At 66.3% G+C, this 22617-nt stretch carries 19 protein-coding genes; 7 read left to right on the top strand and 12 right to left on the bottom strand.

Annotated features, from left to right (window positions below; translation table 11 throughout):
• Positions 1-12: 12 nt before the first annotated feature.
• Entirely contained in the window at positions 13-897 is an 885-nt protein-coding gene (locus WJU27_RS11755) for a phosphoribulokinase (RefSeq protein ID WP_341422220.1), read from the bottom strand.
• A gap of 34 nt (positions 898-931) precedes the next feature.
• Positions 932-2026, bottom strand: a complete 1095-nt coding sequence (locus WJU27_RS11750; RefSeq protein ID WP_341422219.1) for a class 1 fructose-bisphosphatase — start codon at positions 2024-2026, stop codon at positions 932-934.
• A 415-nt stretch (positions 2027-2441) separates the two neighbouring features.
• Between WJU27_RS11750 and WJU27_RS11745 the strand changes: the two genes are divergently transcribed.
• A complete protein-coding gene (locus WJU27_RS11745) occupies positions 2442-3398 on the top strand; it encodes a LysR family transcriptional regulator (protein WP_029143534.1) in 957 nt (318 codons plus the stop codon).
• Between the two features lie 7 nt (positions 3399-3405).
• Here the strand turns inward: WJU27_RS11745 and WJU27_RS11740 are convergent, their stop codons facing one another.
• Positions 3406-4206 (bottom strand): inositol monophosphatase family protein, encoded by an 801-nt coding sequence (locus WJU27_RS11740; protein WP_020163521.1) that lies wholly within the window; start codon positions 4204-4206, stop codon positions 3406-3408.
• 202 nt (positions 4207-4408) lie between these two features.
• On the opposite strand from WJU27_RS11740, the gene WJU27_RS11735 reads away from it, so the two are divergent.
• The 6 genes from WJU27_RS11735 to WJU27_RS11710 all read left to right on the top strand — a co-directional run bounded on the left by WJU27_RS11735 (position 4409) and on the right by WJU27_RS11710 (position 11373).
• Positions 4409-5131 (top strand): 16S rRNA (uracil(1498)-N(3))-methyltransferase, encoded by a 723-nt coding sequence (locus tag WJU27_RS11735; protein WP_296809295.1) that lies wholly within the window; start codon positions 4409-4411, stop codon positions 5129-5131.
• The gene (gene pap, locus WJU27_RS11730; RefSeq protein WP_341422218.1) at positions 5131-6606 is read left to right on the top strand and encodes a polyphosphate:AMP phosphotransferase; all 1476 of its coding nucleotides are present in this window, start codon (positions 5131-5133) and stop codon (positions 6604-6606) included. The genes WJU27_RS11735 and pap overlap by 1 nt, the downstream gene beginning before the upstream one ends.
• Positions 6607-6697: 91 nt before the next feature.
• Positions 6698-8020, top strand: a complete 1323-nt coding sequence (argA, locus tag WJU27_RS11725; RefSeq protein ID WP_020163524.1) for an amino-acid N-acetyltransferase — start codon at positions 6698-6700, stop codon at positions 8018-8020.
• A gap of 19 nt (positions 8021-8039) precedes the next feature.
• Positions 8040-10103: a sensor domain-containing diguanylate cyclase gene (locus WJU27_RS11720; RefSeq protein WP_020163525.1), complete on the top strand. Its 2064-nt coding sequence runs from the start codon at positions 8040-8042 to the stop codon at positions 10101-10103.
• Positions 10104-10191: 88 nt separating this feature from the next.
• Positions 10192-10464 (top strand): oxidative damage protection protein, encoded by a 273-nt coding sequence (locus tag WJU27_RS11715; RefSeq protein ID WP_019919514.1) that lies wholly within the window; start codon positions 10192-10194, stop codon positions 10462-10464.
• A gap of 51 nt (positions 10465-10515) precedes the next feature.
• The gene (locus WJU27_RS11710) at positions 10516-11373 is read left to right on the top strand and encodes a tetratricopeptide repeat protein (protein WP_341422217.1); all 858 of its coding nucleotides are present in this window, start codon (positions 10516-10518) and stop codon (positions 11371-11373) included.
• 65 nt (positions 11374-11438) lie between these two features.
• Here WJU27_RS11710 and phoU read toward each other — a convergent pair whose 3' ends face one another.
• The 9 genes from phoU to aceE form a co-directional block, all read right to left on the bottom strand.
• On the bottom strand, positions 11439-12140 hold the full coding sequence (phoU, locus tag WJU27_RS11705; protein WP_020163527.1) for a phosphate signaling complex protein PhoU: 702 nt from the start codon (positions 12138-12140) through the stop codon (positions 11439-11441).
• Between the two features lie 54 nt (positions 12141-12194).
• Positions 12195-12866 carry a ribose-5-phosphate isomerase RpiA gene (rpiA, locus tag WJU27_RS11700; RefSeq protein WP_341422216.1) on the bottom strand — a complete coding sequence of 224 codons (672 nt, stop codon included), beginning with the start codon at positions 12864-12866 and terminating at the stop codon, positions 12195-12197.
• 19 nt (positions 12867-12885) lie between these two features.
• Entirely contained in the window at positions 12886-13980 is a 1095-nt protein-coding gene (locus WJU27_RS11695; protein ID WP_341422215.1) for a nucleotidyltransferase domain-containing protein, read from the bottom strand.
• Between the two features lie 40 nt (positions 13981-14020).
• A complete protein-coding gene (locus WJU27_RS11690) occupies positions 14021-14947 on the bottom strand; it encodes an HprK-related kinase A (protein WP_341422214.1) in 927 nt (308 codons plus the stop codon).
• A 7-nt stretch (positions 14948-14954) separates the two neighbouring features.
• Positions 14955-15173, bottom strand: a complete 219-nt coding sequence (locus WJU27_RS11685) for an HPr-rel-A system PqqD family peptide chaperone (RefSeq protein ID WP_341422213.1) — start codon at positions 15171-15173, stop codon at positions 14955-14957.
• Positions 15174-15219: 46 nt separating this feature from the next.
• Positions 15220-15882: a hypothetical protein gene (locus WJU27_RS11680; RefSeq protein WP_341422212.1), complete on the bottom strand. Its 663-nt coding sequence runs from the start codon at positions 15880-15882 to the stop codon at positions 15220-15222.
• 306 nt (positions 15883-16188) lie between these two features.
• On the bottom strand, positions 16189-17973 hold the full coding sequence (gene lpdA, locus WJU27_RS11675; protein WP_341422211.1) for a dihydrolipoyl dehydrogenase: 1785 nt from the start codon (positions 17971-17973) through the stop codon (positions 16189-16191).
• Positions 17974-17984: 11 nt separating this feature from the next.
• Complete coding sequence (aceF, locus tag WJU27_RS11670) at positions 17985-19394, bottom strand: dihydrolipoyllysine-residue acetyltransferase (RefSeq protein ID WP_020163534.1); 1410 nt, start codon at positions 19392-19394, stop codon at positions 17985-17987.
• A gap of 170 nt (positions 19395-19564) precedes the next feature.
• Positions 19565-22240, bottom strand: coding sequence for a pyruvate dehydrogenase (acetyl-transferring), homodimeric type (gene aceE / locus WJU27_RS11665; RefSeq protein WP_020163535.1), 2676 nt, complete (start codon positions 22238-22240; stop codon positions 19565-19567).
• Between the last annotated feature and the right edge of the window lie 377 nt (positions 22241-22617).

Here is a 22617-nt window from a genome sequence, read left to right as displayed (position 1 = left end):
TTGCCGTGCTTTTCAGTAGCGAGCGCGCGCCTTGCGGCCGTTCTCCACCAGCCGCAGGATGAGCGGCGTGAAGATGAGCTGCATCGCCAGATCGATCTTGCCGCCCGGAATCACGATGGTGTTGGCGCGCGACATGAAGGCGCCCCCCATCATCGCCAGCAGGTACTGGAAATCGATGCCGCGCGGGTTGGCGAAGCGGATTACCACCATCGATTCCTCTGGCGTCGGAATCGAGCGTGCGATGAACGGGTTCGACGTATCCACCATCGGTACGCGCTGGAAGTTGATGTGCGTGTTCTCGAACTGCGAACAGATGAAGTGCACGTATTCCGGCATCCGGCGCAGGATCGTGTCGGTCACCGCCTCGGTCGTGTAACCGCGCTGTTCGCGGTCGCGGTGCAGCTTCTGTATCCACTCGAGATTGATGATGGGCACCACGCCGATCCGCAGATCGACGTGCTGGGCGACATCGACCTTGTCCGTCTTCACTGCGCCGTGCAGGCCCTCGTAGAACAGGATGTCGGTGCCGGCGGGAATGTCCTCCCACGGCGTGAACGTGCCGGGCGCCTGCTGATAGGGTGCGGCTTCGCACTCGTTGTGCAGGTATTTGCGGATGCGCCCGCTGCCGTCATTGCCGTACTGGCGGAACAGCGTTTCCAGTTCCTCGAACAGATTGGCGTCCGGACCGAAGTGGCTGAAATGCTCGTTGCCGGCGGCGGCTTCGCGCGCCATCGCGTCCTTCATTTCCTCGCGGCCGTAACGATGGAAGGCGTCGCCTTCGACGATGACCGGATTCACCCCTTCCCGCCGGAAGATGTGCTGGAAAGTGCGGGTGACCGTGCTCGTGCCGGCGCCGGACGAGCCGGTGATGGCGATGACGGGGTGGCGGGCTGACATCCGGGGCGATTTCCTCTGGCCAGTGCGCGGCGGCTCAGAAGGCCGAGAACAGGCCGCGCGAATTGAACAGCGGCGAAGTGTATTCGCGATCGAGGCCTTGATCGCTCTCATTGTGATAACGGACGATGCGCTGCACTTCCTCACGCGAGCCAAAGATCAGCGGCGTGCGGCTCTGCAGGCTGCGTGGCGTCAGTTCCATGATGCGCTGCCGACCGTTGGTGGCTTCGCCACCCGCCTGCTCGATCAGGAAGGCGATCGGATTCGCCTCGTACATCAGTGAGATGCGGCCGGGCGACGCGCTCTGCATCGTGTCCTCCGGGTACATGATGACGCCGCCGCGCGTCAGCACGCGGAAGGTTTCCGCCACCAGAGAGGCGATCCAGCGCATGTTGAAATCCTCGCCGCGCGGGCCGGTCTGGCCGGCCAGACACTCCTCGACGTAGCGCTTGACCGGCGGCTCCCAGAAACGCGACTTCGACGCGTTGATCGCGAATTCGGTCGTGTGCTCGGGAATCTGCATCTGCGGGTGCGTGAGGATGAAGGCGCCGATGTCGCGATCGAGCGTAAAGCCGTCGACGCCCTCGCCGGTGGTCAGCACCAGCATCGTCGACGGGCCGTACAGCGCGAAACCGGCACACACCTGTTCGGTGCCCGGCTGCAGGAAATCGGACGGCTGCGGTTCGGCGCCCGGGTTCGGCGCGTGCAGAACCGAAAACAGGCTGCCTACGGTCAGGTTCACGTCGATGTTGTTGCTGCAGTCGAGCGCATCGAACAGCAGCAGGTATTTGCCGCGCGGCGGCTCGTCCGGCGTCGGGATGAAGCCTTCCAGACCCTCCGGCGCCAGCGCTGCCAGATGGCCACCCCATTCACACTCGCGCTGCATCGCCTCGTTGGCGATGGTGTCGAGCTTCTGCGTGACGCGACCGGACAGATTGATGGCCGCGCCGCTGCCAACGGCTTCGAAGCTGCCGAGCGAACCGACCAGCGCGCCCTTGTTCACGTGATTGGCGATGATTTTCACCGCGGTGGCCACGGCGTTCAGCAGGCTGGAAAAGATCCCGCTGGCGTGCGGGTGGCGCTGCTGCGCCTCGATGGTGTAACGCGTCAGGGTCTTGCGCCCTTCACTCATGGCAGCCTCCTCGGGTCCCGGTGTCGATTCCATCGTAGCCGCAGCGCGCGATCGCTGTCACATGCGGTTCGGCCGAGGCACTCGGGAAGTCGTGCAGGAGGGGCGTTGCTGCGCTGCCGGAGCGATGTGTTCCGTTGGTTGCAACAGAATGTGCAATGCAAAAAAATACCCCGGACTCTTGCGAGCCGGGGTATGAATCCACAAACAAGGTTGTGGAGGAGGAGCCTGGGTCACCTGTCCGTTTTTGTTGAGCTGACAGGCTTTGACGCTAAACTTGTCGCTTCGGTCTGCAGGGCCTGCGAGGCGGTGTTCGCTGCGTTTCCGTTGCTGTTGCAGTGCAATATATCTGGAACTGGCCTTGGTTGAAAATAAGTTGTTTTGATAAGATCGATCAAACATTCTTATTTAGACTGATATGGCGACGCAATGGACGCGCGGGGTGTCTCTCCGCCAGTTGAGAATATTCGAGGCCGTCGCGCGATTGGGCTCGATTTCCCGCGCCGCGGAGGAGCTGCATCTGACGCAACCGGCGGTTTCGATGCAGGTGAAGGCGCTGGACGGGCTGATCGGCCTTCCTCTGATAGAAACCCTGGGCAAGAAGTTGCGTGTGACCGAGGTCGGCATGGAGATCGCCCGCCACGCGCGCGCCATCGACCACCAGCTGGCCGAGGCCGAGGCAGCGCTGGCGCAGATGGCGAGCGGACATTCGGGCCTGGTGTCGGTCGGCGTGGTCAGTACGGCGAAGTACGTCGCGCCGCGCCTGCTGATGGCCTTCCGTGAGCGCTATCCGGACGTACAGGTACGCATTTCGCTGCACAACCGCGACGACATCTTCCGCCACCTGGAGGACAACCTGATCGACATCGCCATCATGGGTCGTCCGCCGGCTGCGCTGGGCTGCGAGGCGCACGTCTTTGCCGAACACCCGCTGTCGGTGCTGGCCTGCGAGGGCCATCCGCTGGCCGGTGGTCGTACGGTCACGGCCGAGGATCTGGGCAAGGAGGCTTTCCTGATCCGCGAACGTGGGTCCGGTACGCGGGTGACGCAGGAAAGCTATCTGGTCGAGCAGGGCATACGCCCGGCCGAAATCATCGAACTGCCCAGCAACGAAATCATCAAGCAGGCGGCGATCGCCGGCATGGGCCTGGCCTTCCTGTCCGAGCACACCTGCCAGCTCGAGCTGCGCACCGGCGTGCTCTGCCGCATCGCGGCGCCGGGCACGCCCATCGTGCGCAACTGGCACGTTGTATACAGGGATCGGAAGAATCTGTTGCCCGCCGCCCTGGCGCTGCGCGACTTCCTGATGCACGAGGGCGGCCGGCTGGTGAATTCGCAGGTGGCGCCGGTCCATCTGCCGGTTCACCACCCCTGAGGACAGATCAGCGGCCGCCGTGGGCGGCCAGCCAGTCCATCCATTCGCGGTAGAGGTCGGCGCTGGCGCCGACCACGACCGGCGTCTTGCGGCCGGGCGCCATGTCCAGCGGCTCGCCATCCAGCATCGAGCAGCGGGCACCCGCTTCGGCGGCGATCAGGCTGCCGGCGGCGAAGTCCCACATCATTTGACCGCCGTGCAGGTAGACGTCCAGCCGGGCGGCGGCGATGAAACACCATTCCAGCGCGCTGGAGCCGAAGTTGCGCTGCGAGTAGAAGGGTGACTGGGTGGCCAGCGCGTCACCGAGCGCCTTCGGAATCCGCTTGAAATCGACGCCTGCCACGGCGTCCAGCAGGTGGCGCGCCGGTGTGCGCAGCGGTAGCGCGTTGCCGTTCAGGAAGGCGCCGCCGCCTTCTTCCGCGTAGAAGGCTTCGTCGGTCATCGGGTTGTAGACGACGCCGTGGCGCGTGCGCCCCTCCTCGATGTACGCGATCGCGACGCCGAAGAAAGGGATGCCGTTGACGAAGTTGGTGGTGCCGTCGATCGGGTCTATGCACCAGATGCCGTCCTGCCCTTCGTGCCACAAGCGCAACTGCACCGACTCCGGCATTTCCTCACCGAGCACCGGACGGTCGATGATGCGCGGCAGGCGTTCGATCAGTGCCTCCTGCGCCGCCAGGTCGACCACGGTGAACAGGCTGCCGTCGTCCTTCTGATTGCGCTGCGCCGTCAGGAAGTGCGGCATGATCACCTCGCGGGCGACGCTGCGCGCGGTGTCGACGATCTGTAGCAGTGTGGTTGAGCTCATGGTCGTTCGTCAGTGAGCCGCGTCGCGACGCCGGAAGCACTCCGGCCGGCTGGCGTGGCAGTATCGTTCGCGGCGGCTGCCCGTTGTCGGATGCCCTGATGCCATAACGGTTGCGGACATTCCGACCATGAGGGGCCGATCGTCGCCGACGGTGCGAAAAGCCTCGCCGGCGGGTGTTCTTGCAGTGCACAAATATAACACGATGATTCCACGCTTCTTTTGTCCCTTGCCTGCGGAACCGGCTGGAACGATCACCTTGCCGGCGCCGGTGGCGCATCACATCGACCGCGTTCTGCGCCTGGCCGACGGCGACGCGATCACGTTGTTCGACGGTCGCGGCAGCGAATTCGCCGCCCGCCTGGTGCGCAGGGGCCGCAGCGTCGACGCCACGGTCGGCGTCGAATTGACGCCACAGCGCGAGTCCGCGCTCGACGTCACACTGCTGCAATGCCTCGCCGCCGCCGACAAGATGGACTGGATCGTACAGAAGGCGGTCGAGCTCGGTGTGGCACGGGTGCAACCGGTGGCCAGCCGGCGCGCCGTGGTCAAGCTGGCCGGCGAGCGTGCGCAGCGGCGGGTCGAGCACTGGCAGCAGGTGGCGGTGTCGGCTTGCGAACAGTGCGGCCGCAATCGGGTGCCCGAGGTGCAGCCCCTGCTGACCCTGCCGCAGGCGCTCGCGGCGGCCAGCGGACAGCGCCTGCTGCTGCATCCGGAAGGCGGCGTGCCGCTGAAGTCGGCGGGTCTGCGCGCCGATGAACCCATTACCGTGCTGATCGGACCGGAGGGCGGCTTCGATGCCGACGAGCTGGCCGCTGCGCGCGCTGCCGGCTTTGCCGCGCTGACCCTGGGGCCGCGCGTGCTGCGCACGGAGACGGCGGGCCTTGCCGTACTGTCGGCACTGAATACCCTGATCGGAGATTTCTGATGTTCGATGCGCTGCCTGCTGTCGCCCCGCTGGACGAAGCCCGGCTCGAACGCGCGGTGTCCAGATTGCGCGCCGATCTGCTCGACGCCCAGTACTCGATACTGGAACAGGGGCGGACGCCGGTCGTGCTGCTGATCGCCGGTGTCGCCGGTGCCGGACGCGGACGCCTGGTCAATACGCTGAACGAATGGATGGACCCCCGTCACATCCGCACCAGCGCTTTCGGGCCGCGCGACGAGGCAGAGCGGCAGCGACCGCACATGTGGCGCTACTGGCAGGCGCTGCCGTCGCGTGGTCGTACCGCGATGATTTTCGAGGGCTGGTACAGCGAAGCGATCAACGCCCGCGTCGAGCGCCGGATAAAGCGGCGCGCCTTCTGGCACACCCTGCACGAGATCCAGCGCTTCGAACGCATGCTGGCGATGGAAGGCGCGGTGCTGCTGAAGTTCTGGCTGCACCTGGACGCCGACCGTCAGCGCGCGCACTTCCGCGCGCTGGAGCGCGACGCGGCGACGCGCTGGCGGGTGACCGCCGAGGACTGGCGTGCGAATCGCCGGCACAAGCGCATCTGCAAGGTGGCGGAAGAAGCGATCCGGCTGTCGGACACCTCGCATGCGCCCTGGCATCTGATCGACGCGAGCGACGCCGCGCAGACCGAGCTGATGGTCGGACGCATCATCCTGAAGGCCCTGCGAGAAGCGCTGGCTGGGCCGCGCAAGCCGCTTGCGCCGGCGCTGCAACCGCTGGTGGTGCCCAGCGAACAGCCGGCTCAGCCCGCGCATGCGCCGTCCAAGCCGATGCGCAAGGACGCCTACCAGCCCGAACTCGAACGCCTGCAGGGCCGGCTCAACCTGTTGCTGCGCCATCCGGCCTTTGCCCGGCGCGCGCTGGCAGTGGTGTTCGAAGGCATGGACGCCGCCGGCAAGGGCGGCGCGATACGCCGCATCACGCACGCGCTCGATGCGCGCAATTACCGGGTGCACCCGGTGGCCGCGCCGACCGAGCACGAGCGCCTCTACCCGTGGTTGTGGCGCTTCTGGCGCGACGTGCCGCGCGATGGCCGGGTTTCGTTGTTCGACCGCTCCTGGTATGGCCGCGTGCTGGTCGAGCGGGTCGAGGGCTTTGCCATCGAAGCCGACTGGTCGCGCGCCTTCGAGGAGATCAACGCGTTCGAACAGGAATGGACCGAACACGGCATCATCGTCTGCAAGTTCTGGCTCGAAGTCAGCTCGGACGAGCAGTTGCGCCGTTTCAACGAGCGCGGACGCCAGCGCTTCAAGCGTTTCAAGATCACTCCCGAGGACTGGCGCAACCGTGAAAAATGGTCGCAATACGTGCCGGCGGTGCAGGACATGCTGGTCCGCACGCACACCGAACAGGCGCCTTGGAATGTGGTTTCGGCCGACGACAAGTACCGTGCGCGGCTGGCCATACTCGACGCCCTGTGCGATCGCCTCGAATCGGAACTGGGGTGAACGTGCTGGAATTGAGACAGCGCAAGTTCTGCGGCGCGTCCGCCGGCGTGCGCTCGGCTAGAATTCGCTGAATTTTCCCATCGGAACCCGCATGCACGCCGATCCCGACTCGCCGCGTTTCGTTGCCTGGGTGCGCAGTGCCGCGCCCTACATCCACGCCTTCGGCGGTCGAACCTTCGTCATCGCCGTCGGCGGCGAGGTGCTGCAGGGGCCTCTGGCCAATTCGCTGGTGCAGGACTGCAACCTGCTCGCCGCACTCGGCATCAAGCTGGTGCTGGTGGTCGGCGCCCGCCCGCAGATCGAGGAGGAACTGGCCGCACGCGGGCTGCCGCCGCGCTATCACAAGGGCCTGCGGGTGACCGACGCGCAGGCGATGGACTGCGTCAAGCGCGCCAACGGCGCCATCCGCATCGACGTCGAGGCGCTGTTCTCGCAGGGCCTGCCGAACACGCCGATGGCCGGCAGCACGATCGAGGTCGCCTCCGGCAATTTCCTGACCGCTCGCCCGGTCGGCGTGGTCGATGGCATCGACCACGGCTACACCGGCACCGTCCGCAAGGTCGATGTCGAGGCACTGAACGACGCGCTGGCCGACAGCGACATCGTGCTGATGCAGCCCTACGGCTACTCGCTGACCGGCGAGGTGTTCAACCTGAGCATGGAAGAGGTGGCCGAATCGGTTGCCGTCGCGCTGCAGGCGACCAAGCTCATCTACCTGTGCGACGCCCCGGGCATCGTCGACGAACAGGGCGCGCTGGTGCCCGAACTGACCGCCGACGAGGCCGCGCAGTGGCTCAAGGCCGGGCGCGGCATCACCGAAGATCTCGGGCTCTACCTGCCACGCGCCATCCGCGCCGTGAAGCTGGGCGTGGCGCGTGCGCACATGATCGACCGCGATCTCGACGGCGCGCTGCTGCTCGAATTCTTCACCACCCAGGGCGTGGGCAGCGTCATTTCGCGCGAGCGGCTCGCGCTGATGCGCAACGCGCGGGTCGATGACGTCCCCGCCATCGCCGGCCTGATCGCACCGCTGGAGGCCGACGGCACGCTGGTCAGCCGTGGCCGCGAGCGGCTGGAACGCGAGATCGAGCGCTTCAGCGTGCTCGAACACGACGAAGTGATCATGGGCTGCGCCGCCTTCTATCCGTATCCGGAAGAGCAGATGGCCGAGCTGGCCTGTCTGGCGGTGATGGCGGAATACCGTCGCCACGGCTACGGCGAGCAGATCCTGAGCTATGTCGAGACGCGTGCCCGCGCCGAACGGATCAAGCAGCTGTTCGTGCTCACCACGGTGACCGCGCACTGGTTCGTCGAGCGGGGTTTCGTCGAGGCCGGTGTCGATGCGCTGCCGCGCGTGCGTCGAGAGAACTACAATCCGCAGCGGCGCAGCAAGGTCCTGGTGAAAAACCTGTGATCGCAGCCGGAGCCCGCTCATGCTCAGTGTTCTGACACGTCGCATCGGCGTGCTGCAGGGGCGGCTGCTCGCCTCCGGCATCCTTCTGGGCGGCGTGCTGTGCGTGGCGCTGCTGTGGGCTTACGGCCTCATTTCCGCGCACCTGGTCGAGCGGGAGTCGGCGCGCATCGATTACCTGGTCGCCGACATGCAGGCCCGGCTCGCTGCCGCCCTGATCGCCGACCCTGCGCGGCTCGCGGCGGAGGTGAGCATGCTGCGGCGCGTGGGTCAGCTCGACTATGTCGAGGTGCGGGACGAGGCGGGTCGCGTCCTGATCGCCGATGGCGGTCCGGCCGTGCTCGGTGCGGCCCACGGCAGCATCGGTCAGGCGCTGGAATCGGGGCGTGGCCGCTACGACATGCGCATCGATCTGCTGCAGCCGGGGCGGCGTGCACCGGTCGGCGTGCTGCGTGCCAGCGTAGACCTGTCCGGGCTGCTCTCCTCGCTGGCCATGTTGCGCAACGGTGCGCTGGCGCTCGGTGCGTTGGTGCTGCTGTTGCATGTCTGGCTGGCGCGCTGGGTGCTGGGCGGGGTGCTCGAAGGCGTCAGCGCGATCGAAACCCGGGCGGTGGCGCTGCGTCGAGCCGAAGAGGTCGATCCCTTGCCGGTGCGCGGCGATGACGCGCTGGCCCGGCTGACCCGCGCCTTCAACCAGATGGTGCAGGCGCTGGAAGAGCGCGTGACCGCGCTGCGCAAGAGCGAGTCGCGCTTTCACGCGATCGCCGACTTCACCTTCGGCGTCGAGGCCTGGTTCAGCCCGCAGGGGCGGCTCATCTGGGTTAACCGCTCGATCGAACGGGTAACCGGGCACAGTCCGCTCGACTGCCTGCTGGCCGAAGATCTGGCGAGCATGCTGATCCACGAGAAGGACCGCAAGATTTTCGCCGCCCGTGCGGCCGACGCGCTGGCCGGCGCCAGTGGCGAGAATTTCGAGGTGAGGCTGCTGCGCCGTGACGGGTCCATCGTTTGGGTTTCGCTGAACTGGCAGCCCATCTACGACGAGTCGGGTACCTGTCTCGGCGTGCGCGTGTCGGCGGACGACATCCAGAGCCGCAAGGAAGCCGAATTGAAGCTGCTCGACACGGTGACCGCGCTGCGCCGCGAACAGGGCCTGCGCGACTACTACCTGACGCGCAGCGAGGAAGAGCGTTCGCGGCTGGAAGCGCTGCTCGACCTGATCAAGCTGGGTGTGCTCTTCGTCGACCGCGATGGCCGTGCGCAGCACGCCAACCGGATGCTGAAGACGATCTGGGGCTTCGCCGAGAACGAGAACCTGTCCGGCATGCGCGATGCGGTGCTGATCGAGCGCACGGCCGTATTGCGTGCCGACGAGGACATCTACCGCGAGCGCGTGAAGTCGATACTGGCCGCCCGTGCGCCGACCGATCCGCAGGACATTCCGCTGCGCGATGGCCGCATCATCCGCGAGCAGTCGGCCCTGGTGCCGTCGGCCACGCCCGGCCGCTTTCTCGGCCGCGTCTGGCTTTACGAGGACGTCACCGCCGAGCGGCGTGCCGCCGAGGCGCTGGTCAATATGGCGGAACGCGATCCGCTGACCAATCTGTACAACCGTCGCCGCTTCCACGAAGAACTCGCGCGGATGATTGCCGACGCCGCCCGCCGTCGCACCCAGCTCGGCCTGCTGCTGTTCGATCTCGACGGCTTCAAGCCGGTGAACGACCGCTTCGGTCACCAGGCGGGCGATGAGGTGCTGACGCGGCTGGCGCGCGACGTCGGCGCCATCATCCGGCGCAATGAAATGTTCTTCCGTCTCGGCGGTGACGAATTTGCGGTGCTCGCGCCGGATACCGACGAAACCGCGCTGACCGGCCTCGCGCGCCGCATCGGCGAGCGCGTCGCCGGCATGGTGTTCGAGTTCGACGGCGCCCAGGCCTGCGTCACCACCAGTACCGGCATCGGCATCTATCCCTTGCACGCGCACAGCGGCGAAACCCTGCTCAGCGCCGCGGATTCGGCGATGTACGCGGCAAAGAACGACGGCAAGAACGCATTCCGGATGTCCCAGCGGCGGCACGGCACCTGACGCGGCCGCCTTCATGATTCAACATGTCGATTCAGCGCCCGGCACAGGGCCTAGAATTCGATATATCCAACGTTTACAGGAGTTACAGATGGCACGCATGGTTCAATGCATCAAGCTGGGTCGCGAGGCGGAAGGCCTCGACTTTCCGCCGGTGCCCGGCGCACTGGGCGCACGTATCTTCGAATCGGTGTCGAAGGAGGCGTGGCAGCAGTGGGTGAAATACCAGACCATGCTGATCAACGAAAACCGCCTCAGCCTGATGGACCCGCGCGCACGCAAGTATCTGGCGGAACAGATGGAAAAGCACTTTTTTGGCGAAGGTGCGGACCAGGTCACGGGCTTCGTGCCGCCGGCCGCCTGATCGACACAGTTCTTCACGGGGGCCGTCCGGGGTGCGTGATAGCTTTTCATCATGACTGTATCCACCCGCCTGTCCAGCGTCCTGCAGGGGCCGCGTTGCTGTCCGTATTGCCTCAGCAGCAACACGAAGGACTCCAGCTGGAAGAACTCGGACGAGAAGGCCGGACGCTTCTGGCTCAAGCCGGTACGTTGCCGCAACTGCCACAAGCGCTTCGTCCGCTTCCGGCGCATTCCGCTCGCGGCGGTCGGCGGCGCACTTGCGCTCGGTCTGGTGGTGGCCATCGTCGTCACCGTCCAGGGTGTCGAGACGCGCACGCCCACCGAGCACGAACAGCTCATTGCCGAACTGGAGCCGCTGGAGGCGGAGCGTCTGCGCGCCGAAACCGGTAACCCTGAAGCTCAGTACGCCTACGGGATGATGCTGGCCCAGGGCGGGACCGGCGAAGCGACGGATATTGCGGAATCGGTGAAGTGGCTGGAGAAGGCGGCCGAACAGGGGCACGCGCGGGCGCAGTACGAACTGGCGCTGGCGCTGAAACTCGGCCGCGGCACGTTGCAGGACTATTCGGCCGCCGGCAAGTGGTTCCGCACCGCGGCGCGCAGTGGTCATGTCGGCGCGCAATACCACATGGGCCGGCTGCACCGCATCGGCGAGGGTGTGTCGCTCGATCTGGTGCGTGCCTACGCGTGGTTCAATCGTGCCGCCGCGCAGGGCCACGGCGCAGCGCGTGGGGCGCGGGACGAAATCGCGGCGTCGCTGAAGCCGGAGCAACTGGCGTTGGCGCAGCAGCTGTCGCGCGCATCCGAAATTCCCGACAGCGATGACCCGCTGCCCGAACTCGCAAATTCAACTGCATCCGGAGACGGCGATGCACCGGCAGCCGCGTTGCCGGCCGGCACACCGCGCTAGGGTCTGTTGCCATTGAGTCGCGCGCTGCAAACGCGGTTCGCGATTCAATGTCAGCAGACTCCAGGTCAATCGGCAGCTGCGGCGGCTTCCATCGCGGCCAGTCCGGCGTGGCGGACGTCGGTGCCCTTCACCATGAACACCACGTACTGCGCCATGTTCTTCGAATGGTCGCCGATGCGCTCGATCGCCTTGGCGATGAACAGCAGATCGAGGCCGCAGGAGATGGTGCGCGGGTCTTCCATCATGAAGGTGATGAGCTGACGCATGATGGACTTGAATTCGGCATCCACCTCCTTGTCCTGACGCACCACCTCGGTGGCGCTGGCGAGATCCATGCGCGCCAGTGCGTCCAGCGTGCGGCGCAGCATGTCGACCGCCATCGAAGCCGCGTGCCGCAGTTCGACGCGCGGCACGAAGATGGCCTCCGATTCGAGGATGTGACGCCCCATCTTGGCGATCTTCTTCGCCTCGTCGCCGATGCGCTCCAGATCGGTGATGGTCTTCACCACCGACATGATGACGCGCAGGTCGCTGGCGGCCGGCTGGCGCTTGGCAATCAGGTGATTGCAGGCGTCGTCCAGCTCGATCTCCATCGCATTGACCTTCTTGTCGTTGGCGATCACTTCTTCGAGCAGCGGCAGATTGCGCTCGATCACGCCGCGCATCGCATGCTCGATCTGCTGTTCGATCAGGCCGCCCATCTGCAGCAGGCCGGTGCGCACGCTTTCGAGTTCGGCATCGTAGCGTTTGGAAATGTGTTCGCTCATGACGTCAGGTCCTGAAGGATTTAATGGGGTTCGACCCCGTGCGGGCGGCGATGTTCAGGCGTGCAGCGTGCGCACGCCGTCGGCCGACGACACCAGCGCAACATCGGCGCGCCGGCGGGCGAACAGCCCGTTGGTCACGGTACCGGTGAGGTGGTCGAGTTCGCTCTCGAACAGCGCCGGTTCGGCGATCTTCAGTCCTGCAACGTCCAGGATGAGGTTTCCGTTGTCGGTGACGAAGCCCTCACGCAGCTTCGGCACGCCGCCGAGCTTGGCCAGTTCTCGTGCGACCAGGCCGAGTGCCATCGGAATGACCTCGATCGGCAGCGGGAAGCGCCCCAGCATGTCGACGCACTTCGAGCTGTCGGCGATGCAGACGAAACAGTCGGATGCGGCGGCGACGATCTTCTCCCGCGTCAGCGCGCCGCCACCGCCCTTGATCAGGTTGAGGCCGGGGTCGATCTCGTCGGCGCCGTCGACATAGACCGGTATGCGGCGGCCGGAGGCGATCGCCTCGTCCAGCGTCAGTACCTTGATGCCATGGCCGCGCAGGCGGGCGGCGGACGCCTCCGAACTGGCGATCGCGCCGGCGATCTCGATCTTCTCGGCAGCCAGCAGGTCGATGAAGTGGTTGGCGGTGGAGCCGGTACCCACACCGAGCAGGTCGCCCGGTATGACGTGGGGCAGGGCAGCGCGGGCGACGGCAATCTTCAGTTCATCGGCGGTCATCGAACGGAGTCCTCGGTATTCAGGCGGCCTTGCCATCGTCGTGGATGAAGGCCTTGTAAGCAAGATGCGGGATCAGCAGGTGCAAAGGCATTCTAAGCCAGTGGCTGCGTGCATAGAGGATCTGCCGGCGCGCGCGACGCCACGGCGAATCGCTGCTCGGGTGCAGCGGATACATCGACGCGTCTATCAGGTGGTCGGTCAGCGCACCGGCCGGTCGGGCTGCCAGGCGCGTGCGGCATTCGGTCGCGACCGCATCGGGAATGTCGGTGCCGAAGATCCGCTGCGCGAAACGCAGCGCCAGCAGCACCGGATACTCGAGCTGCTGCGCGCGCGCGCGCGGCAGCAGCGCGGCCCAGAATCCGGCTTCCGGCGAAAACTCGACCAGCAGGCAGTGCAGGTCGTAGAGGTCGCGCAAGCCCTTCTGCAACTCGCCGAAGAACAGGTGGCAGGCCGAGTGCATCACCATGTCGACCGGCGACAGCACGTGGAACACGTCCGCGCAGTGCGGCACGACGACCGGACGCGCGTCGGCGATCAGTTGTGCCGCGTCGGGGATGTGGCCGGAGGTCGGCGGCACGATGGTGTGGTGCAGATCGATCACGGTGCCGCGCGTCATGTGCTCGATCGGCGGCAGTTCGTGCATCCACTCCCGGTAATAGCGCTGGTCGTAGGAATTCAGGTGGGTGGGGCGCCAGCCGCTGCGGAACAGCGCGCCTTCGGCCCGATCGATGACCTCCTTGGCCACCATCAGGTCGATGTCGTTGAACAGGCGCGAACGCCCTGCGCGCAGACCGGCGACTGCATATGCGGCCCCCTTGAGCAGCAGCACAGGCTGGTCGAGCGACTGCAGCGCGTCGCCGATCACCGCCAGTTCCTGCAGCAGCGAATCGCGGTGCAGTGCGGCGATGCGCAGCGCGGCATCGAGATGAAAGCGCACCTGCGATGGCGTACTTTCGAGGCGCCCGGCGTCGCGTAGCCGCTCGGCCAGTTGTCCGAGCAGATCGCTGGTGCGCGCCTGCCCGATCAGGGCTTCCCAGTCGCGCGCGTCGAAGCGTTCGGTGAATTCGGGTGTGGCGAGCGCTCTCGCCAGGTGGGTGTCCGTCTGTCGGCTCATGTTCCGGTCAGGGCGCAGCGGCCGGCGGTGCCGGCCCGCCTCAGGCGCTACGCGTGCAGATCGATTCGAGTGCCGGCACGATCTGGTCGAGCGAGCCGTAGCGCGCAGTGTAACCGTCGCAGCCATCGACCAGACGGCCCATCGCTTCGAAGCCGGTGACGCCGAGACGCGGATAGTTAAAGGAATTGCTCACCAGCTGCATGAAGGTGTGCGCCTTGCCGTGGGCTTCGATGTCCAGTGCATGACCGGCAGCGAACTGCGGAAACAGAATCCAGCGCGGTTGCACCGGTGTCAGCGCTGCCTCGACGCTGGCACGCGGCGCGCGCATGTGCGCCACGGTGCCCTTGGCGGTGTCGTGCGCGATCGGGCCGATCACCGGCTGGCCCGGGAGCTGGCGGACGATGTCTATCGACTGGTTCTTCAGGCTGACCGGTCGCGGCAGCGGCATCAGCAGACCGTCGTCGAGGCCGATCATTGCCAGTTCGTCCGACAGCAGACGCCAGCCGCGCAGCGCCAGTGCCGCGCACAGCGTGCTTTTGCCCGAGCCGGGTGGAGCGGCCATGATGAGGCCGAGTCCGTCGCGTTCGAGCACGGCGGCGTGGATGATGAGGTAGTGCTGGGCGTGGTTGGTGAACACCCAGTTCAGGCCCCATTCGAGCATGGCGACCGCCTGACTGCCGGGCAGCGGCTTGAAGGGCTGCATGCCCTCGAAGCGGAAGATGGCCTGCGGACGCAGGTAGCGGCGTAGCCCGCTGCTGCGCAACTCGACCGGGTAGTCGCAGAAATCGTCCGCCGTCGCGACCGGGTAGTCGGAGTACAGCGCCTGCAAGCCGTCGGCGACCGAATCGAAATTGGAGCGTATGCTGGCAACGAATCGTCCGAGCTGCAGCCGCAGACCGTCAGGGCTGTGCAGTCGCCGACGCAGTTCGGATCGCGTCAGCGTGGAAAGGTGGGGGCGTTGCGACACGGAGGGCTCAGTCTGCCGCACGCACGATGCCGTATCGAGCGAGTGCGTCCAGCAGTTCGGGGAGCGCCACGTCGTCTGCCGGCTGCAGGGTCGCCAGCACTGAGGCGTCGGCAGGGCCGGCCTTCAGGCGGGCGACGATGGCGCCGGCACGGGGCGCGAGCAAGCGGGTGGTAGCGGTTCGAGCGTCGTACAGAACCACGCCGTCAGGCCAGCTCAGTACCGACATGGTCTCCGGCGTCACCAGAGACCACAACCCTGCCGTCACGCGACGATCAGCCGTTCTGGCCTTCGCACCACACGCCGGACTTGTAAACATCGACCTTCGTGATGAAGGCTTCGAGGGCGCTCACGCCACCACTGAAAGCGGTCTGGAAGGCGGCGATCACCGCCTCGGGTGACTGCATGCCAATGACCGGGTAGCGGTTTCCGTAGTACTGCGCATTGAGCAGCGCCGCCACGGCGTGGAAGGCGCAGGTCTGCATGTTGCTGATCTTGTTGGTCGGGCACCAGCCGCCGCTCATGGTCTTGTCGTAGATCACGCCGGTCTTGTCGATGCCGTCGCGCAGCGTTTCGTTCTTCGACGGCTTGAAGAAGGCTACGCCGAACACGCTGTTGAAGTACTGACCTTGCGCATAGATGAAAGGGATGAGGTCCGGGTTTTCCCAGATCTTCTTGCCGTTCTTGTTGCCCCAGAAGCCCGGGCTGCAGCCGCAGGGGCGGGGTGTGCCTTCACGCGACAGATTGCCGGAGGCGATTTCCGAGCCGGTGCAGGTGCCCCAGGTGCTGGTGCCGAAAGCGGAACGGCTCGCCACCGACAGCAGCACACCGGCGCCCGCTGCACCGCCGCGGGTCAGACGCCGCCGTGCGGCATCCACTTGCTCGGTCTGCGGGGTGGGGGTTGCGTCGGTCTGACTGTTCTTGTCGAGCTCATTCATTTGATTTCACCGATAAGGCACGTTGCCGCGGATGTTAGCGCGCTTGTCCATGCTGGCGCGCCGACTTGATCACGGCGGCCTGAGGATGCGCAGCTTGCGTCAGGCGATCGTTGGATAGCCGATGACTAGCAAGAAGCGGACCGCTTGTGATTTTTCCATGCAAGTGAATGATTGGGCGTGTGTTTTCAGATTTTTTCAATCATTCCGCCGGGGCTTGTCGGGGGGACTGTAAATTTCGCCGACGGCCGCTGCCGGGCGGCCTGCAAGGCCTGCCCGGCAGCGGGTCGGACGCGCAGCAGCGCTGCGTCAGCGGCGTACCGGCGGCAGGTCGGTACAGCTGCCTTCGGCCACTTCCGCTGCGAGGCCGATCGACTCGCCCAGCGTCGGGTGCGGGTGGATGGTGTGGCCGATGTCGACCGCGTCCGCGCCCATCTCGATAGCCAGTGCCACCTCGCCTATCATGTCGCCGGCCGACGTGCCGACGATGCCGCCACCGACGATACGGTGGGTTTCCGCGTCGAAGATGAGCTTGGTGAAGCCTTCGTCACGGCCGTTGGCAATGGCCCGCCCGCTCGCCGCCCACGGGAATTTGCCGACGGTCACCTTGCGGCCCTGGGCCTTCGCTTCGTCCTCGGTCAGGCCGACCCAGGCGACTTCCGGGTCGGTATACGCGACCGACGGAATCACGGTGGCGTCGAAGTGGCGCTTGTGGCCGGCGATCACTTCCGCCGCGACGTGACCTTCGTGCACCGCCTTGTGCGCCAGCATGGGCTGGCCGACGATGTCGCCGATGGCGTGGATGTGCGCGACGTTGGTCCGCATCTGGCTGTCGACCGGGATGAAGCCGCGCTCGTCCACCTGCAGACCGGCCGCTTCGGCATTCAGCTTGCGACCGTTCGGCGAGCGGCCGACCGCGACCAGCACGCGGTCGTAGGTCTGCGGTTCGGCCGGCGCCTTGGCGCCCTCGAAACTCACCCTGATGCCTTCCGCTGTTGCCTCGGCGCCGGTCACCCGGGTGTTCAGCATGACCGCGTCGAAGCGGTGGGCATTCTTCTTCTCCCACACCTTGGCGAGGTCGCGGTCAGCGCCCTGCATCAGGCCGCCGGTCATTTCGACCACGTCGATGCGGGCACCCAGCGTCGAATAGACGGTGGCCATTTCCAGCCCGATGATGCCGCCGCCTATCACCAGCATGCGCTTCGGGATGTCGGCCAGCAGCAGTGCGCCGGTCGAATCGACGACGCGCGGGTCGTCCGGCATGAAGGGCAGCTTCACCGCCTGGCTGCCGGCGGCGACGATGCAGTGGCCGAACTTCAGCACTTTCTTCTCGCCGGTTTCCGCCTTGCCGTCGCCGGTGATCAGTGCGATCTCGACATGATTCGGAGCGACGAAGCGGGCGGTGCCGCGCAGCACTTTCACCTTGCGTGCCTTGGCCATGCCGGACAGACCGCCAGTCAGCTTGCCGACCACCTTGTCCTTCCAGCCGCGCAGTGCGTCGAGGTCCACTTCGCGCGCACCGAACTTGATGCCGTGCGCGGCCAGCGCTTCGGCCTCGTCGGCCACCGCCGCCACGTGCAGCAGCGCCTTGGACGGAATGCAGCCGACGTTCAGGCAGACGCCACCCAGCGTGGCATAGCGCTCGACGATCACCACGTCCAGACCGAGGTCGGCGGCGCGGAAGGCGGCCGAATAGCCGCCGGGGCCGCCACCGATCACCAGTACGGCGCAGCTTTCATCGACCTTGGCCGGTGCGCTGCAGGTGGCGGTCACCGCAGCGACGGCTGCGGCCTGTGCAGGGGGCGGTGCCGCGGACGCAGCGGCCGGTGCTGGCACAGCTGCCGCTTCGGCTGCGCTAGCGGCTTCCATCGTCAGCACCACGCTGCCTTCCGATACGCGGTCGCCCACCTTCACCTGCAGTTCGACGATGCGGCCGGCCTGAGGCGCCGGGATGTCCATCGTGGCCTTGTCGGACTCGAGCGACATCAGCGGCGCGTCGGCCTCAACCGTGTCGCCCGGCTTCACCATGATTTCGATGATGGGCACGTCCTTGAAGTCGCCGATGTCGGGGATTTTTACAGTCAGTGTGCTCATGTTCTGCTCCCTCACATCAGCACGCGACGCATGTCGGCCAGCAGCGCGGCGACATGGGCATTGAAGCGGGTGGCCGCAGCGCCGTCGATCACGCGGTGATCGGCGGTCAGCGACAGCGGCAGTATCAGGCGCGGCTGGAAGGCCGAGCCGTCCCACACCGGTTTCATCGTGCTGCGGCTGACGCCGAGGATGGCGACCTCCGGCGCATTGATGATGGGCGCGAAGCCGGTGCCGCCGAGGCCACCGACGCTGGAAATCGTGAAGCAGGCGCCCTGCATTTCCGCGGCAGAGAGCTTGCCGTCGCGCGCCTTCGTCGCCAGCTCGCCGCATTCGGCCGCCAGCTGCGCCACGCCCTTCTTGTCGGCGTCGCGGATGACCGGCACCACCAGTCCGCCCGGCGTGTCGGCGGCGAAACCGATGTGGCAGTACTGCTTCATGATCAGCGCCGGCTCTTCCGCCTGCAGGTCGATCGAGCTGTTGAACTCGGGGAATTTCTTCAGCGCCGAGCACACCGCCTTGATGATGAAGGCCAGCATGGTCAGCTTGACGCCGGCCTTGGCCTGTTCCGCATTGATCTGCTGGCGGAAGGCTTCGAGGTCGGTGACGTCGGCGTCCTCGTGGTAGGTGACCGCCGGAATCATGGCCCAGTTGCGCGCGAGGTTGGCCGCCGACAGCTTGCGGATGCGCGACAGCGGCTTGCGTTCGATGTCGCCGAACTTGGTGAAATCGACCTTGGGCCAGGGCAGCAGATCCAGTCCGCCTCCGCCGCCGGTCGCGGCCTGCGCGGTGGCCGGCGCCTGCAGCGCGCCCTTGACGAAGGCGTTGATGTCCTCGCGCGTGATGCGGCCTTTCGGTCCGCTGGCCTTCACGCGGGCGAGGTCGACGCCCAGTTCGCGCGCGTAGGCGCGCATCGACGGGCTGGCGTGTGCCTTCTTGCCGCCCACCAGTTCGGCGGCGATGTCGGCGGCGCTGGGCAGCGCGACCGCGCCAGCGGCCGGCGTGTAGTCGCCGCGGGCCGACTGCGTGGTCGTGGCGGGCGCGGCACCGGCGACCGCGACTGGAGCGGCGACCGGTGCGGCGGCGACTGCCGCCGTCGGAGCCGGCGTCACGGCTGCCGCAACAGGCGCCGGAGTGGGTGCAGGTGAGGGCGCTGGCGCGGCAGCGGGAGCAGCGGCGGGCGCTTCGCCCACCTCCATCGTGCCGATCACGCTGCCCTGCGACACGCGGTCGCCGACCTTGACCGTGATCTGGCCGATCACGCCGGCGTGCGGCGCCGGAATGTCCATCGTGGCCTTGTCCGATTCGAGTGACACCAGCGGCGCGTCGGCCTCGACGCGGTCGCCAGGTTTAACCATCACTTCGATAACGGGGACATCGGAGAAGTCGCCGATGTCGGGTACTTCAATATTGATCGTGCTCATTCAAGCCTCGCATTCGATGCGGTCGCGCACAGCGCGACCGGGGCGTGGGTGTTGAAGGCCGACCGCCGAACGGCGCCGACAGCTCCGGTCGCCGCGGATGAAGACCTTTCATGATCTTCATCCGCGGCGACCAGCGTGTCGGCATCGATTCGCGGTCCGCTTCTTCCGACTCAGACGTACAGCGGGTTCGGCTTGGTCACGTCCAGACCGTAGCGCGCGATGGCTTCCGCAACCTTCGCCCGGTCCAGCGCACCGTCGTCGGCCAGCGCCTTCAGCGCTGCTACCGTCACCCAGTGTCTGTCCACCTCGAAATGCGAGCGCAGTGCCTCGCGCGTGTCGGAGCGACCGAAGCCGTCGGTACCCAGCACGACGTAACGGCGCGGCACATAGGCCCGGATCTGCTCGGCGAACAGGCGCACGTAGTCGGTCGCCGCGATCACCGGACCGCGCGTGTCGCGCAGGCAGTTCTCGACATGCGAGGCGCGCGGCGTCTCCAGCGGGTTGAGCAGGTTCCAGCGTGCGCAGTCGGCGCCGTCGCGGGCCAGCTGCGTGAAGCTCGGGCAGGACCACAGATCGGCTTCCACGCCCCAGTCGTTCTTCAGCAGGTCGGCGGCGGCGATCACTTCGCGGAAGATGGTGCCGCTGCCGGTCAGCTGCACGCGCGGGCCGTTGGACGCGGCGCCGCGGCGGAACAGGTACATGCCCTTCAGGATGTCCGCTTCGGCACCATCCGGCATCGCCGGGTGCTCGTAGTTCTCGTTCATCACCGTCAGGTAATAGAACACGTCCTCCTGCTCCGCCATCATGCGGCGCAGGCCGTCCTGCACGATGACGGCGACTTCGTACGAGAAGGTCGGGTCGTAGCTGATGCAGTTCGGCACCGCGCCGGACCACAGGTGGGAATGGCCGTCCTCATGCTGCAGACCTTCGCCATTCAGCGTGGTGCGACCGGCCGTGCCGCCGACCAGGAAACCGCGCGAGCGCTGGTCGCCGGCGGCCCAGATCAGGTCGCCGATGCGCTGGAAGCCGAACATCGAATAGAAGATGTAGATCGGGATCGTTGCCACGCCGTGCACCGAGTAGGCGGTGGCGGCGGCGATCCAGTCGCTCATGCCACCGGCCTCGTTGATGCCTTCCTGCAGGATCTGGCCGGTCTTCGATTCCTTGTAGAACATCAGCTGGTCAGCGTCCTGCGGCACGTACTTCTGGCCTTCCTGGTTCCAGATGCCGATCTGCCGGAACATGCCTTCCATGCCGAAGGTGCGCGATTCGTCAGGCACGATGGGCACCACGCGCTTGCCGATGTGCGGGTCGCGCAGCAGGATGTTCATGATGCGCACGAAGGCCATCGTGGTCGACAGTTCGCGACCTTCGCCGGACGCCTTAAGCAGCGCGTCGAAGGCCGACAGCGGGGGCACCTCCAGCGGCTCGGCCTTGGAACGACGCTGCGGCAGGTAGCCGCCGAGCGCCATCCGGCGCTCGCGCATATAGGCCACTTCCTTCGAGTTCTCGTCGAACTTCAGATAGGGCAGCGATTCGAGTTCGCTGTCCTTGATCGGCAGGTCGAAGCGGTCGCGGAATTCGCGCAGCGATTCCAGATCGACCTTCTTCTGCTGGTGCGAAATGTTCTGCGCCTCGCCCGAGCCGCCCATGCCGTAACCCTTGATGGTCTTGGCCAGGATGACGGTGGGCTGGCCGGTGTGGTTCACCGCCGAGTGGTAGGCGGCATACACCTTGTGCGGATCATGACCGCCGCGGTTCAGGCGGAAGATGTCGTCATTGCTCCAGTTGGCGACCATGGCCGCCAGTTCCGGATACTTGCCGAAGAAGTGCTCGCGCACATAGGCGCCGTCGCGCGCCTTCATGGTCTGGTACTCGCCGTCGACCACTTCCATCATGCGCTGCGCCAGCAGGCCGGTCTTGTCCTGTGCCAGCAGCGGATCCCAGTAGCTGCCCCACAGCAGCTTGATCACGTTCCAGCCCGCGCCGCGGAAATCGCCTTCCAGTTCCTGGATGATCTTGCCGTTGCCGCGCACCGGGCCGTCGAGGCGCTGCAGATTGCAGTTCACGACGAAGATCAGGTTGTCGAGCTTCTCGCGGGCGGCCATCGCGATTTCGCCCAGCGTCTCCGGCTCGTCGGTCTCGCCGTCGCCGATGAAGCACCACACCTTGCGGCCTTCGGTGTTGGCGATGCCGCGGTCCTGCAGGTACTTCATGAAGCGGGCCTGGTAGATGGCCTGCAGCGGGCCGAGGCCCATCGACACCGTCGGGAACTGCCAGAAGTCCGGCATCAGCCACGGATGCGGATAGCTCGACAGACCCTTGCCGCCGACTTCCTGGCGGAAGCTGTCGAGTTGGGCCTCGGTCAGGCGGTCCAGCATGAAGGCGCGGGCGTAGATGCCGGGGGCCGAGTGGCCCTGGAAGTAGATCAGGTCGCCGCCGTGGGTCGGGCTGGGCGCGTGCCAGAACCAGTTGAAGCCGACGTCGTACAGCGTGGCGCTGGAGCCGAAGCTGGCGATGTGGCCGCCGACATTGGTGTCCTTGTTCGCGCGCAGCACCATGGCCATCGCGTTCCAGCGGATGTAGCTGCGGATGCGGTGTTCGATCTCGTAATCACCGGGGGCCTGCACCTGCTTGCCGGCCGGTATGGTGTTTACATAGGCGGTGGTGGCCGAGTACGGAATGTTGATGCCGGCGCGCCGCGACAGCTCGGTCAGCCGCTCGATCAGGTAATGCGCACGCTGCTCGCCGGCGTGTTCGATCACGCCTTCCAGCGCGTCGAGCCATTCCTGGGTTTCGACGGCGTCCGGGTCGGAAGCGAGCAGGGGATTGGGTAGTGCAGACATCCAGGCTTTCTCCTCTTTTTTGATCGAGCCGTTCGATCAGATGCACCGCCGTTGCACAACCCGGCCGGGGCATGGAGCCCGCCCGGGGTCGTCAGCGTGCCGGGCGAAGAGAAGCTCGTCCGAGGCGCCTGTCCGTCTGCGCATGGGTGATGCAAGTGTCGACAGCTCTGAAGCGGCAGCGGGTAGCTGCCATGGCAGCGTCGAACGCAGGGATCGCCCGCGTCGACGTGTCGCAATTATGGACACCCCCCGGACTTGCCGCCAGTGGTGGAAAACCGAAATCCGGTCGTCAGGCCGCAAAAAAGCGGGCAACTCCGGGGCCGGAGTGCCCGCAACCGAGGAGATCGTATGGTCTTGTACAAGACCCGGATGGCGTA

This window comes from Methyloversatilis sp. NSM2 (assembly GCF_038066675.1).
In the GTDB taxonomy this organism is placed as follows: domain Bacteria; phylum Pseudomonadota; class Gammaproteobacteria; order Burkholderiales; family Rhodocyclaceae; genus Methyloversatilis; species Methyloversatilis discipulorum_A.
Note: the sequence above shows the minus strand (reverse complement) of the source record. Positions and strands in the feature narration are given on the sequence as shown.

Bases quoted from the DNA above. Each gene is read 5' to 3' on its own strand.
- phoU (WP_020163527.1), bottom strand. From the start codon at position 12,140: ATGAGCGAACACATTTCCAAACGCTACGATGCCGAACTCGAAAGCGTG.
- WJU27_RS11750 (WP_341422219.1), bottom strand. From the start codon at position 2,026: ATGAGTGAAGGGCGCAAGACCCTGACGCGTTACACCATCGAGGCGCAG.
- WJU27_RS11680 (WP_341422212.1), bottom strand. From the start codon at position 15,882: ATGAATGAGCTCGACAAGAACAGTCAGACCGACGCAACCCCCACCCCG.
- WJU27_RS11755 (WP_341422220.1), bottom strand. From the start codon at position 897: ATGTCAGCCCGCCACCCCGTCATCGCCATCACCGGCTCGTCCGGCGCC.
- WJU27_RS11720 (WP_020163525.1), top strand. From the start codon at position 8,040: ATGCTCAGTGTTCTGACACGTCGCATCGGCGTGCTGCAGGGGCGGCTG.
- WJU27_RS11715 (WP_019919514.1), top strand. From the start codon at position 10,192: ATGGCACGCATGGTTCAATGCATCAAGCTGGGTCGCGAGGCGGAAGGC.
- pap (WP_341422218.1), top strand. From the start codon at position 5,131: ATGTTCGATGCGCTGCCTGCTGTCGCCCCGCTGGACGAAGCCCGGCTC.
- WJU27_RS11740 (WP_020163521.1), bottom strand. From the start codon at position 4,206: ATGAGCTCAACCACACTGCTACAGATCGTCGACACCGCGCGCAGCGTC.
- WJU27_RS11685 (WP_341422213.1), bottom strand. From the start codon at position 15,173: ATGTCGGTACTGAGCTGGCCTGACGGCGTGGTTCTGTACGACGCTCGA.
- WJU27_RS11695 (WP_341422215.1), bottom strand. From the start codon at position 13,980: ATGAGCCGACAGACGGACACCCACCTGGCGAGAGCGCTCGCCACACCC.
- aceF (WP_020163534.1), bottom strand. From the start codon at position 19,394: ATGAGCACGATCAATATTGAAGTACCCGACATCGGCGACTTCTCCGAT.
- WJU27_RS11745 (WP_029143534.1), top strand. From the start codon at position 2,442: ATGGCGACGCAATGGACGCGCGGGGTGTCTCTCCGCCAGTTGAGAATA.
- argA (WP_020163524.1), top strand. From the start codon at position 6,698: ATGCACGCCGATCCCGACTCGCCGCGTTTCGTTGCCTGGGTGCGCAGT.
- aceE (WP_020163535.1), bottom strand. From the start codon at position 22,240: ATGTCTGCACTACCCAATCCCCTGCTCGCTTCCGACCCGGACGCCGTC.
- WJU27_RS11710 (WP_341422217.1), top strand. From the start codon at position 10,516: ATGACTGTATCCACCCGCCTGTCCAGCGTCCTGCAGGGGCCGCGTTGC.
- lpdA (WP_341422211.1), bottom strand. From the start codon at position 17,973: ATGAGCACACTGACTGTAAAAATCCCCGACATCGGCGACTTCAAGGAC.
- rpiA (WP_341422216.1), bottom strand. From the start codon at position 12,866: ATGACCGCCGATGAACTGAAGATTGCCGTCGCCCGCGCTGCCCTGCCC.
- WJU27_RS11735 (WP_296809295.1), top strand. From the start codon at position 4,409: ATGATTCCACGCTTCTTTTGTCCCTTGCCTGCGGAACCGGCTGGAACG.